Annotated in this window: 20 protein-coding genes and 1 tRNA gene; 10 read left to right on the top strand and 11 right to left on the bottom strand. The window is 55.7% G+C overall.

The window, feature by feature from the left end:
* Nucleotides 1-117 precede the first annotated feature (117 nt).
* The 6 genes from OEL83_06785 to OEL83_06760 all read right to left on the bottom strand — a co-directional run bounded on the left by OEL83_06785 (nt 118) and on the right by OEL83_06760 (nt 9,881).
* Nucleotides 118-1,044, bottom strand: coding sequence for an RluA family pseudouridine synthase (locus OEL83_06785; GenBank protein MDK9706741.1), 927 nt, complete (start codon nt 1,042-1,044; stop codon nt 118-120).
* Entirely contained in the window at nt 992-1,561 is a 570-nt protein-coding gene (locus OEL83_06780; protein MDK9706740.1) for a DUF1456 family protein, read from the bottom strand. The genes OEL83_06785 and OEL83_06780 overlap by 53 nt, the downstream gene beginning before the upstream one ends.
* 307 nt (nt 1,562-1,868) lie before the next feature.
* Nucleotides 1,869-3,629 (bottom strand): aldehyde ferredoxin oxidoreductase family protein, encoded by a 1,761-nt coding sequence (locus OEL83_06775; protein ID MDK9706739.1) that lies wholly within the window; start codon nt 3,627-3,629, stop codon nt 1,869-1,871.
* Nucleotides 3,630-3,653: 24 nt separating this feature from the next.
* Entirely contained in the window at nt 3,654-4,964 is a 1,311-nt protein-coding gene (gabT, locus tag OEL83_06770) for a 4-aminobutyrate--2-oxoglutarate transaminase (protein MDK9706738.1), read from the bottom strand.
* 130 nt (nt 4,965-5,094) lie between these two features.
* On the bottom strand, nt 5,095-8,118 hold the full coding sequence (locus tag OEL83_06765) for an NAD-glutamate dehydrogenase (protein MDK9706737.1): 3,024 nt from the start codon (nt 8,116-8,118) through the stop codon (nt 5,095-5,097).
* 362 nt (nt 8,119-8,480) lie between these two features.
* Nucleotides 8,481-9,881 carry a sigma 54-interacting transcriptional regulator gene (locus tag OEL83_06760; protein MDK9706736.1) on the bottom strand — a complete coding sequence of 467 codons (1,401 nt, stop codon included), beginning with the start codon at nt 9,879-9,881 and terminating at the stop codon, nt 8,481-8,483.
* Between the two features lie 327 nt (nt 9,882-10,208).
* Between OEL83_06760 and OEL83_06755 the strand changes: the two genes are divergently transcribed.
* The 7 genes from OEL83_06755 to OEL83_06725 all read left to right on the top strand — a co-directional run bounded on the left by OEL83_06755 (nt 10,209) and on the right by OEL83_06725 (nt 18,911).
* Nucleotides 10,209-12,335 (top strand): cache domain-containing protein, encoded by a 2,127-nt coding sequence (locus tag OEL83_06755; GenBank protein MDK9706735.1) that lies wholly within the window; start codon nt 10,209-10,211, stop codon nt 12,333-12,335.
* An 8-nt stretch (nt 12,336-12,343) separates the two neighbouring features.
* Nucleotides 12,344-13,750 (top strand): sigma-54 dependent transcriptional regulator, encoded by a 1,407-nt coding sequence (locus OEL83_06750; protein MDK9706734.1) that lies wholly within the window; start codon nt 12,344-12,346, stop codon nt 13,748-13,750.
* Nucleotides 13,751-14,046: 296 nt separating this feature from the next.
* The gene (locus OEL83_06745; protein ID MDK9706733.1) at nt 14,047-15,282 is read left to right on the top strand and encodes an ABC transporter substrate-binding protein; all 1,236 of its coding nucleotides are present in this window, start codon (nt 14,047-14,049) and stop codon (nt 15,280-15,282) included.
* Nucleotides 15,283-15,485: 203 nt separating this feature from the next.
* Nucleotides 15,486-16,373 (top strand): branched-chain amino acid ABC transporter permease, encoded by an 888-nt coding sequence (locus tag OEL83_06740; protein MDK9706732.1) that lies wholly within the window; start codon nt 15,486-15,488, stop codon nt 16,371-16,373.
* Nucleotides 16,374-16,479: 106 nt separating this feature from the next.
* The gene (locus OEL83_06735; GenBank protein MDK9706731.1) at nt 16,480-17,484 is read left to right on the top strand and encodes a branched-chain amino acid ABC transporter permease; all 1,005 of its coding nucleotides are present in this window, start codon (nt 16,480-16,482) and stop codon (nt 17,482-17,484) included.
* 4 nt (nt 17,485-17,488) lie between these two features.
* Nucleotides 17,489-18,214, top strand: a complete 726-nt coding sequence (locus OEL83_06730) for an ABC transporter ATP-binding protein (GenBank protein MDK9706730.1) — start codon at nt 17,489-17,491, stop codon at nt 18,212-18,214.
* Nucleotides 18,201-18,911: an ABC transporter ATP-binding protein gene (locus OEL83_06725; protein ID MDK9706729.1), complete on the top strand. Its 711-nt coding sequence runs from the start codon at nt 18,201-18,203 to the stop codon at nt 18,909-18,911. Before OEL83_06730 ends, OEL83_06725 begins: the two co-directional genes overlap by 14 nt.
* 75 nt (nt 18,912-18,986) lie before the next feature.
* Here the strand turns inward: OEL83_06725 and OEL83_06720 are convergent, their stop codons facing one another.
* Nucleotides 18,987-19,370, bottom strand: a complete 384-nt coding sequence (locus OEL83_06720) for a hypothetical protein (protein ID MDK9706728.1) — start codon at nt 19,368-19,370, stop codon at nt 18,987-18,989.
* A 279-nt stretch (nt 19,371-19,649) separates the two neighbouring features.
* The gene (locus tag OEL83_06715) at nt 19,650-20,729 is read right to left on the bottom strand and encodes a hypothetical protein (protein MDK9706727.1); all 1,080 of its coding nucleotides are present in this window, start codon (nt 20,727-20,729) and stop codon (nt 19,650-19,652) included.
* A gap of 382 nt (nt 20,730-21,111) precedes the next feature.
* Here OEL83_06715 and OEL83_06710 point away from each other — a divergent pair, with 382 nt between their 5' ends.
* The 3 genes from OEL83_06710 (at nt 21,112) to OEL83_06700 (ending at nt 23,129) form a co-directional block, all read left to right on the top strand.
* Complete coding sequence (locus OEL83_06710; GenBank protein ID MDK9706726.1) at nt 21,112-21,432, top strand: DUF805 domain-containing protein; 321 nt, start codon at nt 21,112-21,114, stop codon at nt 21,430-21,432.
* Nucleotides 21,433-21,698: 266 nt separating this feature from the next.
* Entirely contained in the window at nt 21,699-22,628 is a 930-nt protein-coding gene (locus tag OEL83_06705; GenBank protein MDK9706725.1) for a YafY family transcriptional regulator, read from the top strand.
* Nucleotides 22,629-22,748: 120 nt separating this feature from the next.
* The gene (locus OEL83_06700) at nt 22,749-23,129 is read left to right on the top strand and encodes a VOC family protein (GenBank protein ID MDK9706724.1); all 381 of its coding nucleotides are present in this window, start codon (nt 22,749-22,751) and stop codon (nt 23,127-23,129) included.
* Between the two features lie 187 nt (nt 23,130-23,316).
* Here OEL83_06700 and OEL83_06695 read toward each other — a convergent pair whose 3' ends face one another.
* The 3 genes from OEL83_06695 to OEL83_06685 all read right to left on the bottom strand — a co-directional run bounded on the left by OEL83_06695 (nt 23,317) and on the right by OEL83_06685 (nt 26,215).
* The gene (locus OEL83_06695; GenBank protein ID MDK9706723.1) at nt 23,317-23,688 is read right to left on the bottom strand and encodes a DUF423 domain-containing protein; all 372 of its coding nucleotides are present in this window, start codon (nt 23,686-23,688) and stop codon (nt 23,317-23,319) included.
* A 162-nt stretch (nt 23,689-23,850) separates the two neighbouring features.
* Nucleotides 23,851-23,927: transfer RNA gene (locus OEL83_06690), tRNA-Arg, on the bottom strand.
* Nucleotides 23,928-23,965: 38 nt separating this feature from the next.
* On the bottom strand, nt 23,966-26,215 hold the full coding sequence (locus OEL83_06685; protein MDK9706722.1) for an Rne/Rng family ribonuclease: 2,250 nt from the start codon (nt 26,213-26,215) through the stop codon (nt 23,966-23,968).
* Nucleotides 26,216-26,641: the final 426 nt, after the last annotated feature.

The following is a 26,641-nucleotide window of genomic DNA, read 5'->3' as shown; positions in this document are numbered from 1 at the left end:
ATAGAAAGTCTGTGACTTTCAAATTGTCTTTTTGATGAGCGGCTTCAATATGCCACAAGAGACCTGACTATGGCGTTTTCGGAAAAACGTCTTGCCCTGATGATGGCCGGCCGGCAATCAGGGTTTTTTGGCAGGACCGAAGAGCCGCAAAAATTTCCCGGGAATGGCTGTTTCGAAACGGCAGAGCTTGTTGGTTTTCGGGTGGATGAAGGCGAGGACCTGGGCATGCAATCCCATACGGCGGAGAGGATTTTCGCTTGCCCCGTACTTGTCGTCGCCGACGATGGGGTGATGGATCTCCTGCATGTGCACCCGGATCTGGTGCTTTCGGCCGGTTTCCAGATTCAGCTGCAATAGTGAGAAGGTGCCGTTATCACGGATTTTCTTGTAGTGGGTGATGGCCTTTTTGCCAAGATGCGGTTTTTGAGAGGAATAGACGATCAGGGCACTGCTCTCGGTGAGCCAGGAGGTGATGGTACCCTCCGCCGGTTCAACCCGGCCCTCAACGACGGCAACGTAGGTGCGCTCGGCGATGGTTGTCTCCCAGGTCTCCTGGATCTTTTTCTTGATGGTTTCATTTTTAGCAAACATCAGGAGGCCGGAGGTCTCCCGGTCGAGGCGGTGAATAATGAAGATCTTATTCTGCGGATCCTGCGACTTGACGTAGTCACTGAGCATGGCGTAAGCGGTTTTGCGCTTTTCCTTATCGGTTGCCACCGTCAAAAGGCCGGATGGCTTATCAATGACGATGATATCCTCGTCTTCGTGGATTATCTTCAAGCCCGGGCCCTCGGTTGCCGCGGCGACGCGGTCCCATCGTACCTCCACCTGCTGGCCGGGGATGAGGGGGTGGTCAAATTGCGTTATCGCCTTCTTCTCAACGAAAACCTGCCGGTCTTTCAGTACCGTCTTGACGAGGTTGCGGCTCTTCTGTGGTAATTTGGTGATCAAAAAGTGCAGCAGGGTATCTTCTTCGGCGACTGTGAAGGCGTCAATTTTTGCGTTTTTGCCAGACGGTCGGCGGTACTCGGTCTTCTTCATCATGCTCTCCGGGTGGTAGGTATGTGGATGATTGCCCCGCCTGTTTCGCCTGGCCGGGATCATGAGGTCGAAACCGCATCTGCAGACCTTTCAGGAAATTTCGTAAGACCTGGTCCTTGCAGGGGCGGTAATGTTTGTGGTCTGCTTTGCGAAAAAAGGCGCTCAGCTCATGGTCACTGATGGGCAAGCCGGCCTGGGCCATGATCTGCAGCATATCGACACTTTGCAGGTTAAAGGCAATCTTCAACTTTCGCAAAACAATGTTGTTGTTGAGGCGATTTTCCACCTCGACCGGCGGGCCTTCCTTTGTCCCCCTTTTTTTGGTGATCAAACCGTTGAGAAAGCGGGCAAGTTCCCCGTCGGTGCAATTCTGCTGTGCAGGATCATCGTCTTTCTTCAGCCAGTTACACACCTGCTCGCGGCTAACCCGGCAGCCGCCCAGAGCAAAGAGGGCAATCATCTTTTCATCGCCCAGGGAGAGGATATAGCGAACACTTCGTAATATCTCGTTATTATTCAATATTTACTCCATTCTCGAAATATCGGTACATCTTTAAAGACCGGCCAGAACGACCAATACGGTATTTTTGCATGGATGACAAGGGGAAAGGGCGGGCCGGGCTCAAGCTTCACGGCAATTGCGGTATTGCTCCGAAAGGTGTGCAGTAGGGAAAAGAGCCGACAAGGAGACCCGGGTGCACCGGGCCTCCTTGCCATACTGGTGAAAACCGATGCCGCCGGGCGAAAGGTTCAAACCACCCGGCCAGCATCTTTTATACCACAAGGGCATACGTTTCGTTTGAGCAGACAAGCTGCTCAACTCAGCTTTAGGCGGCGTCCTGAAGATCCCAGCCGCGAAGGCGGTAGTAATCGTTCAGCAGGTACTCCATCTCGTCTGCGCTAAGCGCCCGGCCATCCGGGAGCTTTTCCTTGTGCAGCCTTGGCGGCAGATGGTCATCTTCCGGCCGCAGACCCTCGCGAAGATTAAACTGCCGGGTCATATTGACGATCCGGGCGGCAATCTTCTCCAGGTCTTCCTTGGCCGCTGCCACCCCGGTTGCCAGGGTGATGGCTTTCTCCAGCTCCGCCCAAGTATATAAATCCCGGTAAAAGCGGCAGAGAACCAGGGTGTCAAAGATATTCAGGCGGTTCTCAAACTCGATGAGCAGCGCCGCCTTATCCTTGATCTGATCAGGGGGAATCATTCCCGACAATTCCGGTTTATAGAAGGTGGTTCGCAGATGGCAGGCACCACGCGGAGAGGTGGCAAAGGTCAGCCCCATTCCCTTGAGGACCCGCGGCTCATACCCCGCAGGCTCAAGCCCTTTGACGTGGATCGCCAGGTCGGTAAGCCCCCACTCCTTAGAGGCGCGAATAATGCCATCGGCGAGGACGTCGCCGACATCCTGACGCGCAGCAATCTTCTCGATCAGCGCCGCCACCTGATCGGCATCGCCATATTCGATCTCATAATCAACCCGGCCCTTGCTCTTTGCCTCCATAAATAGGGCGCAGAGATTGCCGGCGGTGATGGTATCCATGCCGAGGCGGTCGCAGAGATCGTTGAGATAGGCGATCTCCTCCATCTCGGTGATCATGCACAGGCCACCAAAGGAGTAGATGGTTTCGTACTCCGGCCCTTCCAGCTTGAGATCCTTATGCCGCCCCTTGCTCAGCTTCGCCATACGGCCACAGGCCATGAAGCATTTGGCGCAGGCATGCGGCTTAACCTCGTGCTCCTCATGGTACCGCTCGCCGCTGATCTGCTCGACGTGGTCAACGGTCCCCTGGTTCCAGTAGCGGGCCGGGAAGGCCCCGTTATGGTTCATGAGGGTGACCATCATCGTCGTGCCCATCTTCTTATAGGCCTTGACCCCGGGATGCTCGATGTTGGTCTTGGAGAAATTCTTGGCATACTCGGCCACGCCCTCCGGGTCGGCATAGGCCCTTTTGCGGTCGCCCTGAAAGACGATGGCCTTGACCAGTTTTGAGCCCATGACCGCCCCGACCCCGGTCCGTCCGGCGCAACGCCATTTATCATTGGCAATTATCGCGTAACGGACCAGATTTTCCCCAGCCGGACCGATAACCACCGCGCCGCGCTTGGCAAATCCTTCCTGTTGGTAGGCAAAGCGGGCCACTGCCGCCTCCTCCGCCGCAAAGGTTTCCATGCCCCATAGATCTTGAGCGGCATGAAAGACCACCCCGTCCGGATGAATGGACAAGACGGTCGGCTCAGACGATTTACCGTGCAGGACAACGGCGTCAAAGCCTGCGGCATCAATGGCCTCGGGCACCTTACCGCCCGAATAGGATTCGGAATAAAAGCCGGTCTGCGGCGATTTGGTGTATACGCCATAACGGCTGCCACCCCACAGCCTGCCACCGCAGAAGGGGCCGGTGGCGAAGATGAGATGGTTCTCCGGGGCCAGGGCATCGACGCCCACCGGATTGCGGTCAAGCAGCAGGCGGGTAGCCAGGCCCTTACCCCCAAAGCACTCGGCCAGAACTTCGTCACCAAGAGGTACGATGACGAAGTTTCGGGCTGTGAGATCAATGGTCAAAATACGATTATAAAATCCGAACATCGTCTCTCCTTTTATGATTGTCCCTTAGGCACTGATGGCCGCAAGACCTTCGCGGACGATGGCCAGTCCGCGCTGCAGCTGCTCGTCGGTAATGACCAGCGGCATCAGGAACCTGATATTGTTGCCGTAGGCGCCGCAGGCAAGAATAATCAGCCCCCGGTCAAAACAGAATTTTACCAGTGCTTTGGTTTCTGCCGTTGCCGGCTCCTTGGTGGTGCGGTCTTTGACCAGCTCCATGGCCATCATCGGTCCGAGACCGCGCACATCGCCGATGATCGCATGCTCTTTCTGCATCTGTTGCAGGGCCTCCCGCAGTGTATTGCCGAGCTTCTTACCTTTTTCCAACAGCTTTTCCTCAGCAAAGATATCAAACACCGCCAGGGCCGCGGCACAGGCCAGGGGATTGCCGTTGTAGGTGCCGCCGATGCCGGAGGCGTGGACACTGTCCATGATCTCCTTTTTGCCGACGACGGCGGAAAGCGGCATACCGGCGGCGAGGCTCTTGGCGACGGTGGTCAGGTCGGCGGCAACGCCGTACTGCTCCATGGCAAACATCGTGCCAGTGCGGCCGATACCGCTCTGCACCTCATCGGCGATGAGGAGAATATTATTTGCCTGGCAGATTTTCTGCAGCTTCTTGAAATACTCCTGCGGTGGGGCGACGAAACCACCTTCACCCTGCACCGGCTCAAAAATAATGGCAGCCACCTGCTCGGCCGGGACATAATGAACGAAAAATTCCTCCAGCTTATCGGCGCAGGCAACCTCGCATCCCGGATACTGCTGACCATAGGGGCAACGGTAGCAGTTGGCAAAGGGCATCCGGTACACCTCCGGGGCGTATGGCCCCATGCCCATTTTGTAAGGCTTGGCCTTGGAGGTCAGGGTCATGCCCATCAGGGTCCGACCATGAAAGCCGTTCTCAAAGGCGATAATCGCCGTTTTCTTGGTGTAATACCGGGCAATTTTCACAGCATTCTCGACTGCCTCGGCACCGCTGTTGACAAACATCGCAGCCTTCGGGAAATCACCGGGGACGGCGGCGCACAGCTTCTCGGCAAGCGTAACCGGTCCCTCATAGGGGGTGACCATGAAACAGGTATGGGTGAATTTTTCCGCCTGGTCTTTGATCGCCTGGACGACCTTCGGGTGCGAGTGGCCGACATTCATTACCGCGATGCCGCCGCCGAAATCGATGTAGTCATTGCCCTCAACATCGGTGAGAATGGCCCCTTTGGCGGAGGCGATATAGCGATCGGTACCGCTGACATTGCCTTTGGCGATAATGGCATTACGACGTTCGTGCAGGTTGCTATTGGTTTGTTTGGTATTCATTGGTTTCCTCTTTGTAAAAAACAAGAAATGATTTTTTAAGATACTAACGATGGTCCGGAACGCCCGAAACCATCAAGGTCAATCGATCCACCATCGATATGCAAAATATACGCCATCCGCATGGCTCTCCTCATGACCTGCCGTCGTCCCGGCCCTTGACCATGGCCCTCCGCTGCAGATGTCCGTTTACCGCCTCAAGAAAGGCATCATCGCGGTTGCCGTGATAGACCATGGAGGACGAGATCTCACTGGCCAAAATGGCAAATTTGATTTTTTCCGGCAAGCGGCCGATCCTGTTGCTAAACGGGCTGCCGTCCCTGGTCAGCATCCTTGGCAGGTGATCAAGGATGGCCTGATGGTATAAAGGCTGGTCGCAGACCTCGGGATGCCCCTGAAAATAGCTGAACAATCGGGCATAGCAGTCGTTGATCTCCCGGCTCACATCATTGGAGATATCGGTATAGAGAAGTTCCCCGGCCGCCTCCCGGTGCCGCCTAAAGATGACCTTGGCCTCTTCTTCCGCCCGTTTTTGCAATATCTGCAGGACATCGGCGACATACTCCGGTTTATGGGCGAGAAACTCCTCCTCGCTGAGCAGAAGATTGGCGATGATCTCATAGGAGGAGGAAATAACCCCGCACTTATTAGCCGAGGCGTCGCGCATCAGGATAATCCCCCCCTTCTGCAGGGCGGCCCGCGCTTCGGGGGTGATAAAGGAATTCGCCCCCTCGACGATAACCCGGCAAGTCGGTTCGCCGTCCTCGGTAAAAAAACCCCGCCAGTTGCCGGCATCGACCGTCTCCGGCCTGCCGCCGGCCGGGATGAACAAGTCGGCCGGCACGGTAAAGATCAGGGCGTTGTATTCCTTGTAAAATTCGTCGTTGGAGACCCATTCCTCCACCAGGCCATCGGCCGTTCGTGTCACCTTTTTAAACAGCTCCTGCATACCCTGCCGGCGGGTGACGGTGCGGTAGAGGAGGTAGCCGCCGGGGTGCAGGGCCTGCGGGTTGAAGGCACGTACATCATCTTTCAGGATAATTTCGCGCAGGGCGTCATGGTCGATGCCTTGCGGATCGACCAGGGCTGCCGACCCGTCGAGGATCAGCGGTATCGCCACCTTGGCGCAGCGTTCGAGCAGGATGGCCAGGCAATTGCCGGCAACATCGCCGTTCGGCCCGCCGGTGAAGATCACCCGGAAGGGATCGCGGGCCATATCGATGCCAAGGGTTGCCAAACACACCTCGGCAAAGCGGATGACGCCGTTTGAGGTCACCCCGTAATCCTTATGGTTGATGCCCACCTTCTTGCTCGACATAATCCCAGGCCCGAGGACATAGCCGCGTCGCACCGCCTCCCGGGCCACCAGCTCGATCATGCTGTCGTGCATGTTCTCGTCCGGACCGAGTTCGATGGGCTCCTCTTCCCGGTAATAATCAACTATCCGTGGATCACTGGCCCTACCATCCTTCGTTACGAAGAGATCAAGAAAGCCGCTGAGCAGGGCATACTGAAGGAGATGCAGCTGGCGGCGCATCCGCCCGCTATCACCGCCCTCTTCGGCCCGGAGAACGGCAACCATCTTCGAACCGCCTTCGTAGATATCCTTGTTTTTCAGATGTTGGGTATGGGCCAGGACATAGGTCTCCTTGAACAGGTTATTGGCGGCGGTGACATAATCATCACGGCCCTGGGTAATGACCGTCCGCCAGCCGCCGCGGGCGATATCGGAGAAACCGATATGGTAGGCGGCACCCGACCGGCAGGAAAAATAGCTGATGCGGAAGGGCCGATCGGCTGGCAAATCGCGGGTAAAATCGCCTTCCAGCCCAGCCAAGTAGGCCGGATCAAGGCGAAAGGCCAGGGCCCGTTTCTCGGCGATGAAGAAGTTGGTCTTCAGGGTGTGGTTGACAAAGAGCAGGCAGCAGCGAAAGATGGTCCGCCGGAACTGGTCAAGAAAGCGCCGGCCGGTAGTAAAATTTTCGACCATATCGGCCGTCTCAAGCCGCACCTGCTGGTAATCAAGTCCCAACTGCCGCGCCTCCGGAGAAAACCTGGCGTGAAACAGGCGAACCAGCTGCAGGGTCAGCTCCGGATGGTTGTGGAAGGCCCGCGACACCCCCTCCAGATCAAAGCTGTCCGGATGGGCATGGGCAAGATTGGTATGGCAAAAGCCGATAAAGGCGTGGACCAAGGTTGCATCCGGACCGCCGGCGATGCCTCCGGCGACGAATTTCTCGTACGAAAGAGAGGTCATCGGCATCAGAAGAGTCGTGTACATCTCCGCGCGCAGAAAGGCAAAAAGCTGTGAGTCCCTAGAAATCAGCGCACCCTCGCTTGTGGAAACATAGAAGGTCGCGAGGAAAAACGGCTGCTCTCCCTCGTGGAGGGTGAGACAATAGGCGCGATGCACCTTCAGATCGAGACGCCGGAAGACCTCGAGGATCTGCAGCAAAAAGCCTCTTTCCGGCGGATTGGCGACCCCGAACATCACCCGCGACTCCGGTACCCCGGCTACGCCGGAGCCTTCCTCGACGTCGAGGAAAACCCCGCCGAGGAAGCGGCACTGACCAAACAGCCAAAGCAGGCGGGCGATTCGCTGGATCGGCGAAGTACGGACATATTTCTTGTTGTTTTGCCAGAGGAGGTCAAGCAGCGGCAGGGCTTCACCGGCCGGAAAATCGTTGTACTTGGCGGCAATCCTGGCCTGCACCGCCTCTACCACCTCACCAGGAACAGCTGCCTGATCGGCGGTAAGGGCCTGCCCCTCATCGCTCTGACAATTGAAATCGAACTCCAGCACCTCAAGGGGAAATGCGGTGTTGGGAACCGGCGCATACGAGGTGTGCAGCTGGGCATAAGCGATGGGCTTTTCCGGCAACGACCGCAGAGCCGCGTACAGGGCTCCGGGCACCCCCAGCTGGGCGATGCTCACATTCTTTTCATTGTCGGCAAGGATAAAGCGCCGATTGTGTTCGAGAAGATGGAGATCGGAGGCGAGAACCGCCACCTCTTCAATATCCTCACTGTTGCAGAAAAAGAAATAGGGATGCATGCTGGCCTTCAACCAGGCGAGATTTGCCACCAATCTGGCCTGGGTGCTGAAAACGGATTTTTCTACTTGGGCAAGTATTTGCCCGTGATCGTCAACGATCATGCGCCACCTCTCCATGTGCAGTTTTAACGAAACGGCGAGCATTGAAGCCGCCGGTACGGCAACGCTAAGGGAATTGCAAATCTCAGTCCGGAAGTGAAGACTGAAAGTATTTCGCAAAATTACTGCCGGTTAGGGAGGAGTATGGCCAGAAAGAGCCGGGGGGACTTGATACAAATCCGAATCAAGATACTACAAACTACTTAATTCAATTAAAAAACATAACGATTCATATACGGATCGAAGAAAAACAATATATTACATTTATATTTCAACATGATAGATAGAAAATCGATTCATATCAGTATCAACAGGGATACAGAGAGGCGACGGCCAGCCGGTCGGCAAAGGATCTCGGGATTGTTTCAACCGATCTTATATTGCTTGAACTTCCTGATCACCGACGGCTGGCTGATACCGAGCAACTGGGCGACCTCGCGGGTGGTGCGACAGCGTTTTCGTGCATCAACCAACAATTCTCTTTCAAGGGCCTGCAACTTTCCGACAAGATCCCCTTTGCTCTCAAAAAAAGCCCCGCCACCGCGGGAGTCCTTGGTCGAGGTGGCGGAGAGACTGTCGACAATGAAGTCGGCTATCTGGTCGTCATTACTCATAACCACGGCATTTTCCAGAATACTCCGCAGTTCCCTGACATTGCCGGGAAATCGGTACTCTTCCAGGCAGCGGATGGCCTTCGGACTGATGGTTTTGGCCGCCCTGTAGGTGCGGTTGGCCTCACCCAGGTAAAAACGGGTCAGACCGGCAATGTCTTCCCGCCGCTCGCGCAGGGGCGGAATCTGCAGGATAAACGAATTCAACCGGTAGTACAGATCCTTACGGAAGGTCTTGTCGCCGACCAGGCCGAGGAGGTCCTTGTTGGTGGCGGCGATGATCGCGCACTCGACCTTAATCGAGCGGGTGCCGCCGACCCTGCGGATCTCGTGATTATCGAGATATTTTAGGAGCTTTGCCTGCAGCGGCAGGGGCATATCGCCGATTTCATCGAGAAAGAGCGTGCCCCCTTGGGCCAGTTCGAACAAGCCGATCTTGCCCTTTTCGTCGGCGCCGGTGAAGGCCCCTTTTTCGTAGCCAAAGAGCTCCGCCTCCAGCAAATTTTCCGGCAGGGCGGCGCAGTTGATCTCGACCAGGGGATGGCTGTTGCGCGAGCTGTTTTTGTGGATGAATTTGGCGAGCAGGCCCTTGCCGACGCCAGATTCACCGAGGATGAGGATGTTGGAGGCACCAATCTGCGATAGCTTCAGGGCCATCTGGAGAATCCGCCGCATCGCCGGACTTTCCGCTATGATATCATTGCGCTCCAGCTCAAGAAGAGCGAGGCCGCTCAACTCCTGGCGGTATTTTTCCCGTACCTGCTGGCTTTCCTCGAACTCCTTGCGCAGGGTGTTCAATTCGGTCATGTCGCGCTCGTTGACGACGATCAGGGCTATCTGCCCGTCTTCGGTAAGCGACGGCGTGCCGGTTGACAGCAGATATTTGCCGGTTTTTGGAATACGTTGCATCACCGTCTGCCGCTTGCCGGTAGCAAGAACCCGGGTAGTAACCGACTGGTCGAAGATCTTGCGGGCCACCAGATCCCTGATATTATGGCCGATAACATTCTTTGCCTTGATGCCGTTGAGGGTCTCGGAGGCCTTGTTGATATTGATAACCACACCCTGGCCGTCGCAGACCCAGATGCCGTCGGAGGAGGAATGGAAGATGGTTTCAAACTGGCGACTCAGCGTTTCAAAGGAAATTTCACTCATTGTTCCGGCTGGATACATCGTTCCACCTCAACTAGAAACCGAAAATCGGCCACATGGTTCATTGTTTTTCCTCCTCGCCGTAACCGGCAAGCCCTGCGCTCAAGGCTGCCCGGCGTTGTTTCGTCCTGGGACTCCGGTTGCCGAGCAATAACCATGCCGCCGGCTGCGGCCCCGAGGTTCAGGCGTAATTATTGCAATATGGGAATTCCGACCGATCGTCTCCCCTCACTTTCCGACATTCAGGGGAGAAATTCAACCTTTCCTTCATCCGGAAAGTACGGTTTACTGGTGACACACCCTTGACAGCAACACCCATACAGGTTCTGCATGAAATATAACAGTAAGAAGACAATAGCAATAATCACAATATGTTCGGTTGTTATCCTCATTGCCATGCTGGTCAACTACCGGCTCACTCAGCATGTCGTAGAAACCACCGTCATAGCGCAACAGGAAGATATCGCCGACAAAGCCGCAAACACCGTCGAGATTTGGCTCAATCAGCAGATGAAAATTCTTGAGGCGGCGGCAAACTCCATTTCCATAAACGATCTTAGCCAAAATACAGCAACCATGCTACCCCTACAGATGGCAATGCAGGCCGGCCATTTCACCGATGTGTATATCGGCACACCGGAAGGAGAACTCATCGACGGCGCTCAATGGCTGCCCCCGTCCGGCTACGATCCCCGCGAAAGGCCCTGGTATAAACGCGCCATGGAGACCGGATCCCTCAGCTTCACCACCCCCTACATCGACATGGTGACCAACGAGCTGGTCATCGCCCTGGTGAAACCGCTGCGTGCCAACGGCAGAATAGTCGGCGTCATGGGCGCCGACACGGTCCTCGACACCCTGGTGGAAAATGTCCTTAATTATAAACAGAGTGAATCGGGTTTTGCCTTTATCATCGAAAAAAGCGGTACGATCATCGTCCACCCCAATAAAGACTTTGTCATGCGAACACGGCTGCAGATTATCGAGCCGGAACTGGCAAACAAGATGAGCTCTGTCAATGGCACCGGCAACAAAACCCTTTCCTACCGGAGCATTGACGGCCGCGACCATCTCCTGTCATCAAAACAGATTAGCGGCTCGGAATGGTATCTTTGCGTCACCGTCCCCCGCGATGAGGCCTTTTCGATGACCCGGAGCACCACCAGGGTCTTCGCCATGGAGATCGTCCTCAAGCTCCTTGCCTTTCTGCTCTTCATTGTCCTCCTCGGCCTGGGCATCAGCAGTATCGCCATCTTTCTCTACAACAAACGCTACAGTACCGCAGTTCAGCAGCACCGTGAGGAAATTTCCGGAATCAGCAAGGATCTGGAGTGGAATATCACCAAGCGGATGGAGGTTGAGACCTATTACAAGACCCTGTTCAACGTCGCCAACGATGCCATTCTGATCAGCAATGATCTGAATTTTGTGGAGGAATGCAATCAGAGAGCGGTGGAGATGTTCGGTCTGCCCCGCGAAGAGCTACAGACCAAAACCATCCTTGACTGCTCGCCGGAATGGCAGCCGGACGGTTCGAACAGCCAGGAAAAGCTGGCGACGATCATCCAGGATTCCCGCAACGGCAAACAGAATGTCTTCCGCTGGTCCTTTCTTCGCGAAGGCGGCAGCGAGTTTCCTGCCTCGGTGAGTCTCACCAGTTTCCGGATGAATGACCGCGACCTGGTGCTGTCGAGTATCCGCGATATCTCAAAGCGGGTCGATGCGGAGGGCCAGCTGATGCAGGCCCAGAAGATGGCCGCCGTCGGCGAGATGCTCGGCGCCATCGCCCACCAGTGGCGGCAGCCGCTCAATACCCTCGCCACCTATATCTCCAGCCTGCAGGCGGCCTACTACAACTCGATGCTGTCAAAGGAGGTGGTGGAGCGGGTCGTCACCGGCGCCGGTGACCAGATCGCCTTCATGTCCAAGACCATCGACGATTTCCGTAACTTCTTCAAACCATCGAAGACCAAGGGCCCGGTTGACATCCTCACCTCGGTGATCAGCGCCGTCAAGCTGATGGAGGCGCAGATGCGCCACAACAATATTAACCTGACGGTAAAGAACATGACCGGCTCGAACACCCTCATCGTCTATGGGTATCAGGGCGAATTTATCCATGTCCTGGTGAATATCCTTGCCAACGCCAAGGATGCCATCCTCGAAAATATTAATAGGACGGTTGGATTGACAGTCAGGTCGATCGACATCATCGTCTCGGCTAACGGCGACAATGCCGTCATCGAAATAATCGATAGCGGCGGCGGCATTCCCGAGCAACTCCTGCCGAAAATCTTCAACCCCTATTACACCACCAAGGGCACCTCCTCCGGCACCGGCATGGGTCTGTATATGTCGAAGATGATAGTTGAAAAAGAAATGCGCGGCGAACTGCGGGCGGAAAACACCAAGGGTGGCGCCCGCTTCATGATTACCCTGAAAAGAATGGTTGGCTGAGAAAGACAATGATCACCACCGAAATGAAAAACTGTCATATCCTCCTCGTCGACGACGAGCAATCGGAGCTTGACGCCTACAGCCTGCTGCTGACCTCCATGGGTATTAAAAATGTCGTAACCCAGAACGACAGCCGCAAAGTCTCGGCAACCCTTGCCGGAATGCAGTCGCCGGTGCTGTTTCTTGACCTCAACATGCCCCATATGACCGGCCAGGATGTCCTGCGCGAGCTAAAGATCCTGCATCCACAGGTGCCGGTGATCATCATCACCGCCAACTCGGAGATCGAGACCGCCGTTGAATGTCTCCGCCTCGGCGCCCACGATTATCTCGTTAAACCCATCGACCTGAAGATGTTCAGTTCGGCCCTGCGCAACGCCCTGGAGATCAGCCTGCTGCGCAACGAGGTGATGTCCCTGAAGGGCATCTCATTTGCAACCGACGCCCCCCGTCACCCGGCCTTTGACCAGATCGTCACCCGCAGCCCGGCGATGCTGTCGATCTTTCAGTATATCGAATCAATTGCCGGGAGCGGCATGCCCACCCTCATTCTCGGAGAAACCGGCTCGGGCAAGGAACTGATAGCCAAGGCCATCCACGAGATCAGCGGTCTTACCGGCAACTACGTGGCGGTCGATGTCTCCGGCCTTGACGACACGCTGTTTTCCGATACCCTTTTCGGCCATGCCAAAGGGGCCTACACCGGGGCCGACGGCGTCCGCTCCGGACTCATTGAAAAGGCCGTCGGCGGCACCCTCTTTCTTGATGAAATCGGCGAACTCAGCGAGATATCCCAGGTAAAACTCCTCCGTCTGCTCCAGGAAAATATCTACTATCCCCTCGGTTCCGACCAGCCGAAACACTGCCAGGCCCGGATCATCACCGCCGCCAACAAGGACCTGTCGATGCTCGCCGGGCGGGACGGCGAGTTTCGTATGGACCTCTACTACCGCCTGAGTACCCATCTCATCCGCCTGCCACCCTTGCGGGAACGCCGGGAGGACATCCCGGCCCTGGTCGCCTTTCTGTCGGCCAAGGCGGCAACCGCTATGCACAAGGCGCCACCGACGGTCAGCGACCGGGCACTGGAGCTGCTGCTGCACCACCCCTTCCTTGGCAACATTCGGGAGCTGAAGGCCTATATCGTTGATGCGGTTGCCCGTTGCGATACCGGTCGGATCGAAGAGGACCTGATTGCCAGCCGGCTTATCGCCCCGATTTCACCCCAGCTGGAAACTGCCTCGGGGGCCTCCTCCCTCACCTCCCTTCTGGGAAGGTTCCCGAGCCTGGAAGAGCTCACCGAGTATGCCATAGGTGAGGCCATGGCCAGCTCCGACAACAACCAAAGCCAGGCCGCCCGTCTCCTCGGTATATCCCGCCAGGCGCTTAACAAACGGCTGCGCAAACGAGGTTGACAGCCGTTTCGCCCGTCTACCGCCTTCGGCAAAAAGCTGACAGCCTTGCGTCAACCCTGGCTGACAACGTCAACCCTGGTTGACGCGCTTGTTGACACCCCACCCGCACGTCCAGCACAGGCCGCCCGCCGCCCCAGACAATATGCCCTCCCGCCATCCCGCCAATGGCCGGGGTGCGCAAACACCTCCGCCTCTGGCACGTTATTTGTTAAGTCCCAACCGCAGAACCGTCGTCGTCGAGCAGGCGATCGACAATTTGCCACTTGGGCGCAACACTTACACCGTGAGGATTGTCTATGAACATGTTCAGCAAATTCACCATTCCCGTCGTTGCCCTGTCGCTGGCCCTCGGTTCCTACACCGCGGCGAGCGCCAACACCGTCAAAATCGGTAACATCGAACCAATGTCCGGTCCCTCGGCCACCCTCGGCAAGCAGGGTAAGGCCGCCCGCGAGATGGCGGTGGAAGAGATCAACGCCGCCGGCGGCATCAAGGCCCTGGGCGGAGCCAAACTGGAACTGATCTATGCCGACTCCGAAGGCAAGCCGGAAAAAGGCGTCGCCGAGACTGAACGGCTCATCAACACTGAGAAGGTCCACGTCCTGACCGGCTGCTGGAACAGCTCGGTCACTATGCCGTCCACCGCCGTCGCCGAGCGCTATGGCGTACCGTTTGTTGTACCGGTATCGGTTAAAGATCAGATCACCGAGCGTGGCTTCAAGAATGTCTTCCGTATCGCCGCCAAAGACGGCTGGTGGACCAAAGACCAGTTCGCCTTCCTGAAAGACATGCAGGCTGAGTTCGGCACCAAAGTAGAGACCCTCGCTTTCGTATACGAGAACGGCGACTGGGGCACAGGTTTCGCCACCCAGTGGAAGAAACTTGCCGAGGCAAATGGCTACAAGGTAGTTCTTGACGAGCCGTATCCGTCCACCGCCACCGACCTGAGCCCCGTTGTCCAAAAAATCAAGCGTGCCAACCCGGACGTGCTGATGCTCGTTTCCAATGCGGCTGACGCCATCCTCCTCACCAACACCATCGCCGAGTACAAAGTCAAGGTGAAGGCGATCATCGCCAGCGGCGGCGGCCATGCCGACCCGTCCTTCCTCAAGGCGGTTGGCAAAAACGCCCAGAATATCTTCGATATCGTTGAATGGGAAACCGACGTGAACAAGCCCGGCGCCAAAGAGGCCAACGACAAATACAAGGCCAAGAACGGTGAGAACCTGACCGGTGAGGCTGTTGACGCCTACCTGGCCATGTACGTCATCAAGGACGCCCTTGAGCGCGCCGCCTCCCTGGAACCGGCCAAGATCCGCGAGGCCCTTGCCGCCACCAACCTGACTGACGGCCCGGGCATGATCGTCGGCTACAACGCGGTCAAGTTCGATGCTACCGGCCAGAACGAGAACGCCTCTCCGGTGCTCGTCCAGATCGGCGATGTCGGTAAAGGCCTCGAGCGCATCACCATCTGGCCGAAAAGCGCCCGCCGTGCCGGTTACACCCCGGTATTCCCCATGCCCGTCAAATAATTTCATTTCTAAATCAAGATGAGAACGAAGCTGCAAGCGGATAGCAACGACACAGTGCAGCACAGCGCCGCAGCTCAAGTTACCCCTTGATTGAGAATTGTAATAAGGCAGGTACAACAACCTGACTCGTATAACCCAGGCGGGCTCTCGTTATGCCGAGGGCCCGCTTGATCGATTCTTTCTGGTGTTTCCGGGAGACAGCAATGCTTTACATCATCGAGGACATGATCAACGGTATCCTCATGGGGTCGATCTATGGCTTGACCGCCATGGGCCTGACCATCATCTTCGGGGTTCTCAAGGTCATCAATTTCGCGCACGGTTCGCTGCTCATGGTCTGTATGTACACGACCTACTGGGCGGTCACCCTGACCGGCATCCATCCCTACCTTGCCCTGGCCATCGTTATTCCGGCCATGTTCATCTTCGGCTACTACCTGCAGGCCATCGTCATCAAGCCGATCTTCATCGCCGAGAAGAATGTCCGCGAACCGATCACCGTCATCATCGTTACCACCGGCATCTGGTACATCCTTGACAATTCGGCCCTGCTGGTGTTCGGGCCGCAATACCGGGCTCTTGCCAACAACCCGCTGCAGGGCAAGATGCTTGAGATCGCCGGTATGCTTATCTCGCTGCCGAAATTTTATGGCTTCATCACCGCCCTGGTCACCGCCGGCACCATCCACTGGTTCCTGCAGAAGACGGTGATGGGCCGGGCCATCCGCGCCACCAGCATGGACCGGGAGGCAGCAAGTCTGATGGGTATCAACCAGTACCGCATCTACAATATCGCCTTCGGTATCGGCGCCGCCACCACCGGCATCGCCGCCGTTACCCTGCTGCCGTTTTACAACGTCTTCCCGACGGTCGGCGTGCTCTTTGACATTAAATGTTTCATCATCGTCGTCCTCGGCGGACTCGGTTCGATCAGCGGCGCCCTGCTCGGCGGCATCATTATCGGCTTGATCGAGTCGGTGGGCCCGCAGTTCATGACCGCGACCTGGACGGAGGCCATCGTCTACGGCCTCTTCCTTCTGGTGCTGTTTGTCAAGCCATCCGGTCTCTTCGGCCAGAAGGCCGACTGGTAACGGCAAGGATGACGGACGATGCCGCCAAGGCAGCGGCAGGCAATATAACCATCCGGGGGAGGCGCCTGCCATGCCATGTACCTTCCCCTACGAAAAGGATTTATCAATGAATCACCGACACTTCAATAAAGTCATGCTGGCCGGGCTTCTCGTGGTCGCCTTCGCGCTGCCCCTGATCGTGCGCAGCGCCACCTACATGCACATCCTGGTGTTGCTGTTGTTTTACGCCTATCTGACAACGAGCTGGAATATCGTCGGCGGCTTTGCCGGGGTTTTGCCACTCGGCCATTCCGCCTTTGTCGGCATCGGCGCCTATACCTCGACGGTGTTGTCGCTGCAGTACGGCATCAGCCCCTGGCTCGGCATGCTGGTCGGCGGGGTGCTGGCGATGGTCGCCGGAATCATCATCGGCCTGCCGACCCTGAAGATGCGCGGCGCCTATTTCGCCCTGGCGACCATCGCCTTTGCCGAGGGCTTTCGGGTCATGGTCGAGAACTTTGATTACATCGGGCCGCTGAAACTCAATGGCCCGCGCGGCCTGCAGATCCCGCCGATGGATACTGGCCTTGCCGGTTTCATGTTCGCTTCCAAGGAGCCATATTACTACATCATCCTCATTATGCTCCTTGCCGTCATGGTCCTCACCTATGTCATCTCCCGCTCGAAGCTCGGCCACTACCTCATCGCCGGCGGCGAGGAACCGGAGGCGGCCATGGCCCTTGGCGTCAACGTCGCCCGGGCGCGGCTGATTGCCATGGCCATCAGCTCCTTTCTCACCGCCCTGGCCGGCACCTTCTATGCCCAGTTTTCCCTGTACATCCACCCAAAGAGCATCATCTCCCTGGATATGTCCTTCGAGATCGCCTTCATCGCCCTGATCGGCGGCCGCGGCTCCATCGTCGGCCCGCTGCTCGGCGCCATGCTGCTCAGGCCGGTGAGTGACTTCTGCCGCATCTACTTCGGCGACACCCTGCCCGGTATGCATCTCATCATCTTCGGCCTGGTGCTCATCCTCGTCATGTACTACCAGCCACGCGGCCTGCAGGAACCACTCAGCCGTATGTACCAGCGACTGTTCACCGCCAAGAACGCAGCCACCACCGGGAGATAAGGCCATGACTATTCTGCGTGTAGAAAAGATGACCAAAGAATTCGGCGGTCTGCGGGCGATCGACAGCCTTGACCTGACCATTGAAAAAGGCCAGATCCTCGGCCTCATCGGCCCGAACGGCGCCGGCAAATCGACCGCCTTCAACTGTATCGCCGGGTCATTTGCCCCGACCAGCGGCGAGATCACCTTCGACGGCAAGGTAATCACCGGGGAAAAACCGTGGAATCTCTGCAAGATGGGGCTTGCTCGAACCTTCCAGATCGTCAAGCCTTTTGCCACCAAGAGCGTCCTCTACAACGTCACCGTGGCCGCCTTCGCTACCACCTCAAGCCGCAGGGTCGCCGAGGATAAGGCGATGGCGGTTCTCCAGTCCCTGAATTTTGCCGACAAGAAGGACATCATCTCCGGCAACCTGACCATTGCCGACCGTAAGCGCCTGGAGATTGCCAAGGCACTGGCCACCGAACCAAAACTCCTCCTCCTCGACGAGGTCATGGCCGGTCTCAGACCGAACGAGGTCGACGAGATGGTGGAGATCCTCAAGTCGCTGCGCGATAGAGGGATTACCATCTTCGTCATCGAGCATATCATGCGGGCGATCATGGCGCTGTCCGACCGGATCGTCGTCATTCAGTTCGGCAAAAAAATCGCCGAAGGCATGCCGAGCGAGATTGCCAATAACGAGAAGGTCATCAAGGCCTACCTGGGAGAAGATTATGTCGTTGCTTGAAATTGAAAAAATCGACGCCTTCTATGGCGATGTGCAGGTTATCTTCGATATGTCGCTGCGGGTGGAAAAGGGCGAGGTGGTGAGCATCATCGGCGGCAACGGCGCCAGCAAGTCGACGCTCCTGCGGGTCATTTCCGGACTGATGAACCCGACAGCCGGCCGGATCACCTTTGAAGGTAAGGACATCCACAGTGAACCGCCGGAAAACATCGTCACCCACGGCATCGTCCATGTGCCGGAAGGGCGGCGGCTCTTCCCGCTGATGTCGGTAAAAGACAATCTCCTGGTCGGCGCCTACAATAAACGGGCCCGGGGCGAGGTCGCCAAGACCCTGAAGGAGGTGTACCAGCTCCTGCCGCGTCTTGCCGAGCGGGAGAACCAGACGGCGATGACCCTTTCCGGCGGCGAGCAGCAGATGGTCGCCATCGGTCGCGGCCTGATGTCCAAACCGCACCTCCTTATGCTCGACGAACCATCCCTGGGGCTTGCACCGATTCTCATTAAAGATATCTTCGAAACGGTACGCAAAATCGCCGACATGGGCACCACCGTCCTCATGGTCGAGCAGGATGTCCGCCACTCTCTCAGCCTCAGCGACCGCGGCTACGTACTCGAACATGGCCGAGTCGTCATGGAAGGCAAGGCGAGTGAGTTGATAGACGATCCGCATATTCGCACCGCCTACCTGGGAATGTGAGCCGTAACCATCGACAGCTACGGCTGATGCCCCTTGATGCTCCGGATGAGGGCCTTCCGGCCCTCGGTCTCCGGCCTACAATGATCCGACCCCGAAATTCCGGAGTGCGGTGCGGAAGGCATTGAAGGGACTGAAGATGGTGTCGCCGAGCAGGATTGCGTAGCCAAACCAGTGATAAAAGGTCAGAGGTTGGTCGGTTTCCCACGCCAGGTAGCAGAGGAGTACCGTTGCGACCACCAGACCCACCACAGAGCTGACCACGTCAACAAAGAACATGGAGATTCCTATGTCGCCTGATTTAAAGAACTCCGCAAACAGAACAAACACCCCGATACCAATCAGAATGAACCCGGGTACCCCGTTGAGGGATATCCCCGCAACCTGCGTCACCACCAAATAAATAAGTATTAGAAAAGTCCACGGTATCTTATTGAAAAACGACGTTTTATTTATGCTCATAACAGTCTCACTGGTTGCCATCGTCAGATCCTCATTCATTCAGTCACTAGTCCCGCTCCATACTGCAGCACCATGAAAAACGCCCCTCAGGGTTTTGTTCCCAGGTGCTCGAGGCGCCCTCTCCAGTCCTGCATCTCCAGCATTTTGCCTGTTACCTGCCGCCGAAAACTGCCAAAGAGTATGCAGAGAGAAATACCCTCATAGCCGGGCAGTTAGGGAAACCTCGCACTTCAAATGCGCGGGACCGAAATGAGATCCCGGCCCCGCGCCGGCAGCGCATTATTCGCCGTACATCTGATTTGGTATCAGCAGCAGCAGCTTCCAGAAGCTCTGGGCCTGCTGAGCGGTGACCTTTTGCAAACCGAGATTGAGGCTTATGTCTGTCTTAGCGGGCAGGTTATTGACCCCACCGACGGCTGTACGAAATACCATGGTCCCGTTTATCAACGACAGACCAGGGTCGGAGGCAAAGAAGGCATCTTCACCCTTGGCATCAGCGAAGGCCGCTGACTCGTTGGCCGTTCCGCCTTTTCCTTCGTTGAGGATTACGTTCAACTCATAACGGGCCACTCCTTTATTCTCTTCAACCCATTTGATCCCGCCACCGACGGTATCCTTGGTATCACCTTGAGTAATAGTGAATTGCGGGAACCAGTTGTCGGTGTCGTATGAGTATATCAGCTGGCCATTGACGGTTGCTTCCGGATAGTTCCCCGATGGCCCGCTCGGCAGAACGGTATTTTGAAAGGTCACGGGATCGACATTGCCCAAGCTGACGGAAACGCTCTTATCACCGAGCATACGAGTGACTGTGGCACTTTTCTTCACGGCCTCGGAACGGAGTTTGCTGAGGGTCGTTTCAGCCTTCGGCGGCTTGCCGCTCAGCATGCCGCCGTATTTTGAGGTGAAGCCCTTAGCCTGCCCTATGGTCTGCACCTCCATACGAACCGGGGTATCCGCAAGATTCACCTGGCCATGCTGGTCAATTCCGTAGTTGCCGACGACCTTTCCTACCGTCTTGGTCTGAGTCGGATTGGCAGGGTTGATGACGCCGACATTGACATCGTACCGGCAGTCTCCAACCTGTAACACCCGGCCCAAATGCTTGGAGAAGATGTAGGGCTTGCATTTGACGACACCTTTGTAGAAGGTAGTCCCAACGGTGACATCATATTGGTAATTGTCGGTAACGTCGATCTTCGGGTAGTCACCGTCCCTGTTCTGCGGCAGGCGGGTATCCCAGGCTACGGCGAGGGTGCCCTTGATAAAATTGTCCTGGGTGAGCGGAGGATCGGCGGCAATGGCCGTCGTTGCGATCAAACCGGCGGCAAGTGCGAAAAAAAGTGTGCATCGCTTCATGGCATATCTCCTTGATGTGAACCTTCTTGAGCGCTTTACGGCGATCCGTCAAAAGCTATTCGCCGGGTCTAATAAGCAAATTATATGGTGACAAAAGGGGAAATGGCAAGACTGTATTTTTGCCGATGCAGCAATTATCAGCGTAAAGAACAACCTATTATAACAATTCGCCTCTTGTATTTTTGTAGGAATTTTATAAAGATGGGCATGCCATGGAAGAACGACGATGATAATCGAAAAGCCGCCCTCCGCCATTCCGCTCCCAGGTGAGGCGGCCGATGAGCGGACACTGCCGGTTCGACAGCCTTCCTCCTAGGCTATATGGTACAAATCGGTTAACCATTTTTCCTATAAGGTGTCAATTGACAAGGAGGTGCCCCGTATGACCTTTTTTCAGGCGATTGAGAAGTGTTTTAAGAAGTATGCCGATTTCAACGGCCGTGCCTCCCGCCCGGAGTTTTGGTGGTGGGTGCTCTTCGCCTTTCTCCTTTCCTGGGGTGGGCAAAGGATAAATCAATCCTTGGGGTCGATCCTGTCCCTGATCACCCTGCTGCCGTCTCTGGCCGTCGCCGCCCGGCGATTACACGATATCGGTCGCAGCGGCTGGTGGCAGCTGGTCGGCCTGATTCCGGTTCTCGGCTGGCTGGTGATGATCTTCTGGTGCGTGCAACCATCCGAGGGCCCAAACCAATACGATCAATAAGGCATATCCAAGAGCGGCAACTGCCGCCGCCAGCTCCCCAGGATTGTCATAACCGATTCTCTTTTTCAATCCCGGCCCACTCGCTTTCGCTAAGAGCACATCAAGGCCTTGGCAGAGGGCCAAGGGGCCTCATCGACAGGCAGGACAAGCGAAAAGATAGCCGATCCTGCCACTTTAATTCCAGTGATTATCGGCTATGTGGAGAAAGGAGATATCGACGTAAACGGGCACACTTATAAACTCCCCTCAACCTCCCCGGAGTCTTCGTGAAGATTGAAAGACTGATCGCGATCATCGTCCTGCTCCTCAACCGCCGCAAGATTACCGCCGGGGAATTGGCGGAGCGTTTCGAGGTATCGATCCGCACCATCTACCGCGACATCGCTACCTTGACCGGTGCCGGCATCCCGGTACTCTCCAGCCAGGGTCATGACGGCGGTCTGGCCATCCCCGACGGCTATAAACTCAGCCGGCAGCTGCTCACCCGCCGCGATCTCGAAGCGATGCTTGCCACCCTGCGCGGTGTCAACCAGGCCATGGCCAACAAGGACCTGCAGCGGATTATCGAGACGCTTGACAACCTTTTGCCAAAAGACGACGAACTGACCCGCCTGCCAAGTCGGCCCTCCTTCGTTGTCGACATAACTCCCTGGGGGCCGTCGGCAACACCGGAACACACGGTGCAGACGGTACAACGGGCGGTGGATGGCGCCTTGCTCCTCAAATTTTCCTATACCGATTCCTCCGGAAAAAGCAGCAAGCGCACCGTCGAACCGCACACCCTGGTCTACAAGGGCTACGCCTGGTATCTCCTCGCCTATTGCCGTCTGCGCCACGATTTCCGACTTTTTCGTCTTTCCCGTATCACTGGGCCGAACCTTGGCGACACCTCCTTTCTGCGCCGTGACATCGGTGACATCAGCCGGTTTCTTCAGTTCGACTGCGGTCCGACATATCCTGTTGTCCTGCGGTTCTCGCAGAGGGTACGGCCCAAGGTGGAAGAGTACTTTCCCGGCGCTGAGCTTACTGTCGACGGCGATGGCTTCATCACCGCCCACCTCGACCTGCCCGACGATCCGTGGCTTTTTTCCTTCATCCTTGGTTTCGGTGCCGATGTGGAAATCCTCTCGCCCGCAAGCTGGCGACAGAGAGTGGAGAAAATAGTCGCCGATATGAAAAAACTCTACGGAACTTGACATGATGGTGTCACCAGCCATGGTTACCTTTGCATAAAGGGCCTCGATAAACGCCCTAATCCAAGACGCGGCGTTGCCTGGCTGCGCCGTCCGTAACCATCAATTAAAGAGGAGTTGGCGATGAAAACTAATCCGGTAGTCTGGTTTGAAATCTATGTGCAGGATATGGCAAAGGCGAAGACCTTCTACGAACAGATGCTCGGGCTGCAGCTGATGCAGCTGCCCAGCGAGGGCATGGAGGGTATGGAGATGTGGTGTTTTCCCATGCTCGACAACGGCCCCGGAGCCATGGGTGCCCTGGTGAAGATGGAAGGCTGTCCTTCCGGCGGCAACAGCACCCTGGTATACTTCGCCTGCGACGACTGCGCCATCGAGGCGGCACGGGCCGGGGCTCACGGCGGTCAGGTCTGCAAGGAGAAATTCGCCATCGGCGAGCATGGCTTTATTGCCCTGATTATCGACCCGGATGGCAATATGATCGGCCTGCACTCCATGAAGTGATGGACTGTTGTCGGCAGTAGCCGACGTTTTGCCAAATCATCGAAAAAACTTTCTACAGCAACCTGCAGAGCACCTCTTGCCGGTTGCTGTTGAGCATAGAGTAGCCATCTTCTCAAAAAACTACGCAGGGGGTGGATTCATCCGACATTCAAAGGCCTGATTGCCATCAAAAATCACTCCCTGGTTTTTAGGAGCGAACAGCTGCAACAAACAACAAAAACCAGCCGACAATCAAGATAAAGCCGCCTATCGGGGTAATAAAGCCAAAAGGTTGAATAGAGACAAAGCTTTTGACAAGGACACTTCCTTGAAACAGGAGTGAACCAACAATAAAGGCCAAACCGGCACGGTGAAAAGTTCCTTGCGGATACAGTTTACAAAGAATTGCCACAGCGATCAGCGCGAGTGCATGAAAAAGCAGATAATCGGCAGCGAGATTAAAATTGGCGAGTTTGCCATTTTTTTCAAGCAGCGGTAACAGGGTATGGGAGCTGAGGGATCGGGCAATTATCCCAACGAGCGCAAAAAAACTGCCAGCGGCGATAAAGAATTGTGTCATTGTTTTCTCCCCTGGCCTAGACCGGCTAACACCTGTAGCCGGTGGCTTATTGAATAATCACAGCAGCCTGCTTATTTTTTCAATTCAATATAAAGGTTGTACAAATTCAACCACAAAAAAAAGGACTTACAACCATCGGTTGTAAGTCCTTGAGTTTACTTCTGGTACACCAGGACGGATTCGAACCGCCGACCCTCTGATTCGTAGTCAGATACTCTATCCAGCTGAGCTACTGGTGCTTTGACGTGTCGCTATATACCCCAGATTGAGTGCTAACTCAAGCCTGTTTTTTTTCTTTAATCTCTTTTTCCGCCTTATGAAAATGCAAGTCATTATCCATCGGTTTCATGTCCGACCGAGCGGTAATAGAGATTTCAACCTCGTAGCGTTTCTCCATTTCGTGGAGCTCAGATCTCTTGTTGTTGAGGAGATAGGATGCGACATCCATTGGCAGATGGCATTCGATCTTCCCCACGCCCTTTCTGCTGGCACCGGTTTGAATGCGTCGCAGATAATAGAGGGAAAGGGTTTCAACTGACCTGACCGTTCCCCGCCCTTTGCAGTGCTCGCATTGCCGATAGTTGCCGGCCTCGATGGGTGCACCAAGTTTCTGACGGGAAATCTGCATCAACCCGAATTTGGAGATCCGGCTGAAATCGACCTTCGCCTTGTCTTTTTTCATCGAATCCTTGACCTTTTTTTCCACGGCCATGATGTGTTTGCGATTACGCATATCGATGAAATCGACGACTATCAGGCCGCCCAGGTCTCTCAAGCGCAATTGCCGGGCGAGTTCCGCCGCCGCCTCCATATTCGCCTGAAAAATCGAGGCCTCGAAATTCTTGCCCTTTGAGGTCGAACCGGAGTTGACGTCAATCGCCACCAGGGCCTCGGTCGGGTTAATAACGATAGACCCTCCAGAAGGAAGGCTGACCTGCGGCTGGTAGATCGACTCTATCTGGTCCTCAATGCTGTACTGATTGAAGATCGGCCGTGCCCCCTGATGCAGGCGGACCTTGACGTTTCTCTGCTTTTCCGGGAGCAATTCGACAAAGGTTTTGACCTGTTCCAGGGCGGTACGATCATCAACCAGAATTTCTTGGATGGAGGGGTCAAAATGCTCCCGCAGGAATCGCAGCACACTTTCCTGATCTTCATATACCAGGCCGACCCCCTTCAACTCCTGGCCCTTTCTCTTGATATCGTCCCAGAGATTCATCAGGTATTTGACATCCCGGGAAAGGGCCTCCTCATTGATGTCAACACTGGCGGTTCGGACGATCCAGCCGATACCCTCCGGCAGGTCAATGGAGTTCATCGCCCCACGGAGTTGGGACCTTTTTTCTTCTCCTGAAATCTTTCTGGAAATGCCAGAAGAATCCGAACCCGGCATCAGCACTACACACCGCCCCGGAATGGAAAGATAGGTGGTCATATTGGCACCTTTCTTCCCGACTTCTTCTTTCACGACCTGAGCAAGAATCTCCTGACCCTTTTCAATGACATCGAGGATACTGAGCTTCTTCCACTGATGGGTCTCCACCAGATGGCGAACCTCTTTGCTCATCTCTTGTTTATAGTATTCGGGATGTATCTCACTGAATGGCAGGAAGCCATTTTTTTCCGTGCCATAATCAACGAAAGCCGCCTGCAGGCTCGGCTCAATAGCGACAATTTTCGCCTTATAGATATTGTTCTTGGTCTGGGTCCTGGATATGGTCGAGACATGGATCGATTCAAGTCTGCCATCCTCAAGGAGGGCCAGTCGGCATTCCTCGGGTTCCTCGGCATTGATGAGAAGCTTGCAGACTCTCTTCACCTCTTCATGGACTTCTTCTTCCAGCACGTCATCTTCTTCGGGCGCTGCATCAAACATCTCCTCGTCATCGTAGGAGTCATCGTCCAGATCTCTGTCGAAATGATCCCGAGGATATTCCTCAGGAACATCGTTGTCCTGAGGAACCGATGGAATTACGCCATCTTTTTCAGAGTCAGAAGCTAATTCTTCGTGCGGAACCGGTCTTTTCCCCCCTCGCCTGCCGCGTCTGCCACGGCCACTCTTGGACTTTCGACGGTCTCTTGGAATCTGTTCCCCGTCGTCATGAGTGGCAGGCGTGGAAACTTCCACAACCTCGCCGGGCACAGCTTCTGAGCCTTCCCCTTCGGGCTGTGCCACCGGTGCCTCCGGCTTGGGGCGTTTAGCCCCCTGACGCTTTCTCGGAGGCCGCCTCCTGGGCGATTTCCCGGTTTCGGGGCCCGGCATGGAATCCTGGCTCATTGCCTGATTCTTGTCTACAGGGGCTTCTTCATTGGGTGGGGCTGTTACCTGGCCGCTTGCAGCAGATTGTTTCGGCTGAGAGGCCTTAGCCCTCGGAGCCCTCTTGCGCGCCGCGGGCTTTTTCGGTTGATCCGTCGCCGCTCCATCCCCGGCGACTTCGGGCGTTGCGGTACTTTTCCACCATGCACCGGTTGTCGCTTTTATCTGAACAGTTTTCTTTTCCGCATCATTATCTGTGTTTCCCGCCATTTTTCACCTCTTCTCCCGATAGCACCGTTTCAAAGGAGATATCCGGAACGTTTTTGATGTGAGAACTGCCGCTTCCGACCATTTCCTTGGTCAGGCAAGGCTCTCCCCACCACTCTTTTATTTTGCAGACTTACCGGAACACATTCCGCAAGGTAATTTCAGCAGGTCGCTGCCCGTCAAACATGCGAGCAGCGGAACACTTAAGACCGTATCTGAACTGAAATTATTCCAACTTGCCGAACCCGTCCCTCCATTTTTCCCCGTGCAAAACGGCCCATGGATGCTTCGTCGCTTGGCGACAATCCTCTACACAATCCGCACAGGGCTAATTCATTCACCTCGGGAGGCAATGTTCTTCCCCCGTGACACTAGTACTGTCTATTGCAGCGAAACACAAATACTATTTGGTTACAAAACATGCCGTTG

The organism is Desulforhopalus sp. (assembly GCA_030247675.1).
Classification (GTDB): Bacteria; Desulfobacterota; Desulfobulbia; order Desulfobulbales; family Desulfocapsaceae; genus Desulforhopalus_A.
This window is presented reverse-complemented; position numbering and strand designations above follow the sequence as displayed.

Excerpts from the sequence above, each read along its gene's own strand:
- OEL83_06750 (MDK9706734.1), top strand. The coding sequence starts at position 12,344 with ATGATCACCACCGAAATGAAAAACTGTCATATCCTCCTCGTCGACGAC.
- OEL83_06700 (MDK9706724.1), top strand. The coding sequence starts at position 22,749 with ATGAAAACTAATCCGGTAGTCTGGTTTGAAATCTATGTGCAGGATATG.
- OEL83_06740 (MDK9706732.1), top strand. The coding sequence starts at position 15,486 with ATGCTTTACATCATCGAGGACATGATCAACGGTATCCTCATGGGGTCG.
- OEL83_06735 (MDK9706731.1), top strand. The coding sequence starts at position 16,480 with ATGAATCACCGACACTTCAATAAAGTCATGCTGGCCGGGCTTCTCGTG.
- OEL83_06730 (MDK9706730.1), top strand. The coding sequence starts at position 17,489 with ATGACTATTCTGCGTGTAGAAAAGATGACCAAAGAATTCGGCGGTCTG.
- OEL83_06765 (MDK9706737.1), bottom strand. The coding sequence starts at position 8,118 with ATGATCGTTGACGATCACGGGCAAATACTTGCCCAAGTAGAAAAATCC.
- OEL83_06785 (MDK9706741.1), bottom strand. The coding sequence starts at position 1,044 with ATGATGAAGAAGACCGAGTACCGCCGACCGTCTGGCAAAAACGCAAAA.
- OEL83_06775 (MDK9706739.1), bottom strand. The coding sequence starts at position 3,629 with ATGTTCGGATTTTATAATCGTATTTTGACCATTGATCTCACAGCCCGA.
- OEL83_06715 (MDK9706727.1), bottom strand. The coding sequence starts at position 20,729 with ATGAAGCGATGCACACTTTTTTTCGCACTTGCCGCCGGTTTGATCGCA.
- OEL83_06695 (MDK9706723.1), bottom strand. The coding sequence starts at position 23,688 with ATGACACAATTCTTTATCGCCGCTGGCAGTTTTTTTGCGCTCGTTGGG.
- OEL83_06685 (MDK9706722.1), bottom strand. The coding sequence starts at position 26,215 with ATGGCGGGAAACACAGATAATGATGCGGAAAAGAAAACTGTTCAGATA.
- OEL83_06710 (MDK9706726.1), top strand. The coding sequence starts at position 21,112 with ATGACCTTTTTTCAGGCGATTGAGAAGTGTTTTAAGAAGTATGCCGAT.
- gabT (MDK9706738.1), bottom strand. The coding sequence starts at position 4,964 with ATGAATACCAAACAAACCAATAGCAACCTGCACGAACGTCGTAATGCC.
- OEL83_06745 (MDK9706733.1), top strand. The coding sequence starts at position 14,047 with ATGAACATGTTCAGCAAATTCACCATTCCCGTCGTTGCCCTGTCGCTG.
- OEL83_06760 (MDK9706736.1), bottom strand. The coding sequence starts at position 9,881 with ATGAGTGAAATTTCCTTTGAAACGCTGAGTCGCCAGTTTGAAACCATC.
- OEL83_06755 (MDK9706735.1), top strand. The coding sequence starts at position 10,209 with ATGAAATATAACAGTAAGAAGACAATAGCAATAATCACAATATGTTCG.
- OEL83_06725 (MDK9706729.1), top strand. The coding sequence starts at position 18,201 with ATGTCGTTGCTTGAAATTGAAAAAATCGACGCCTTCTATGGCGATGTG.
- OEL83_06720 (MDK9706728.1), bottom strand. The coding sequence starts at position 19,370 with ATGAGCATAAATAAAACGTCGTTTTTCAATAAGATACCGTGGACTTTT.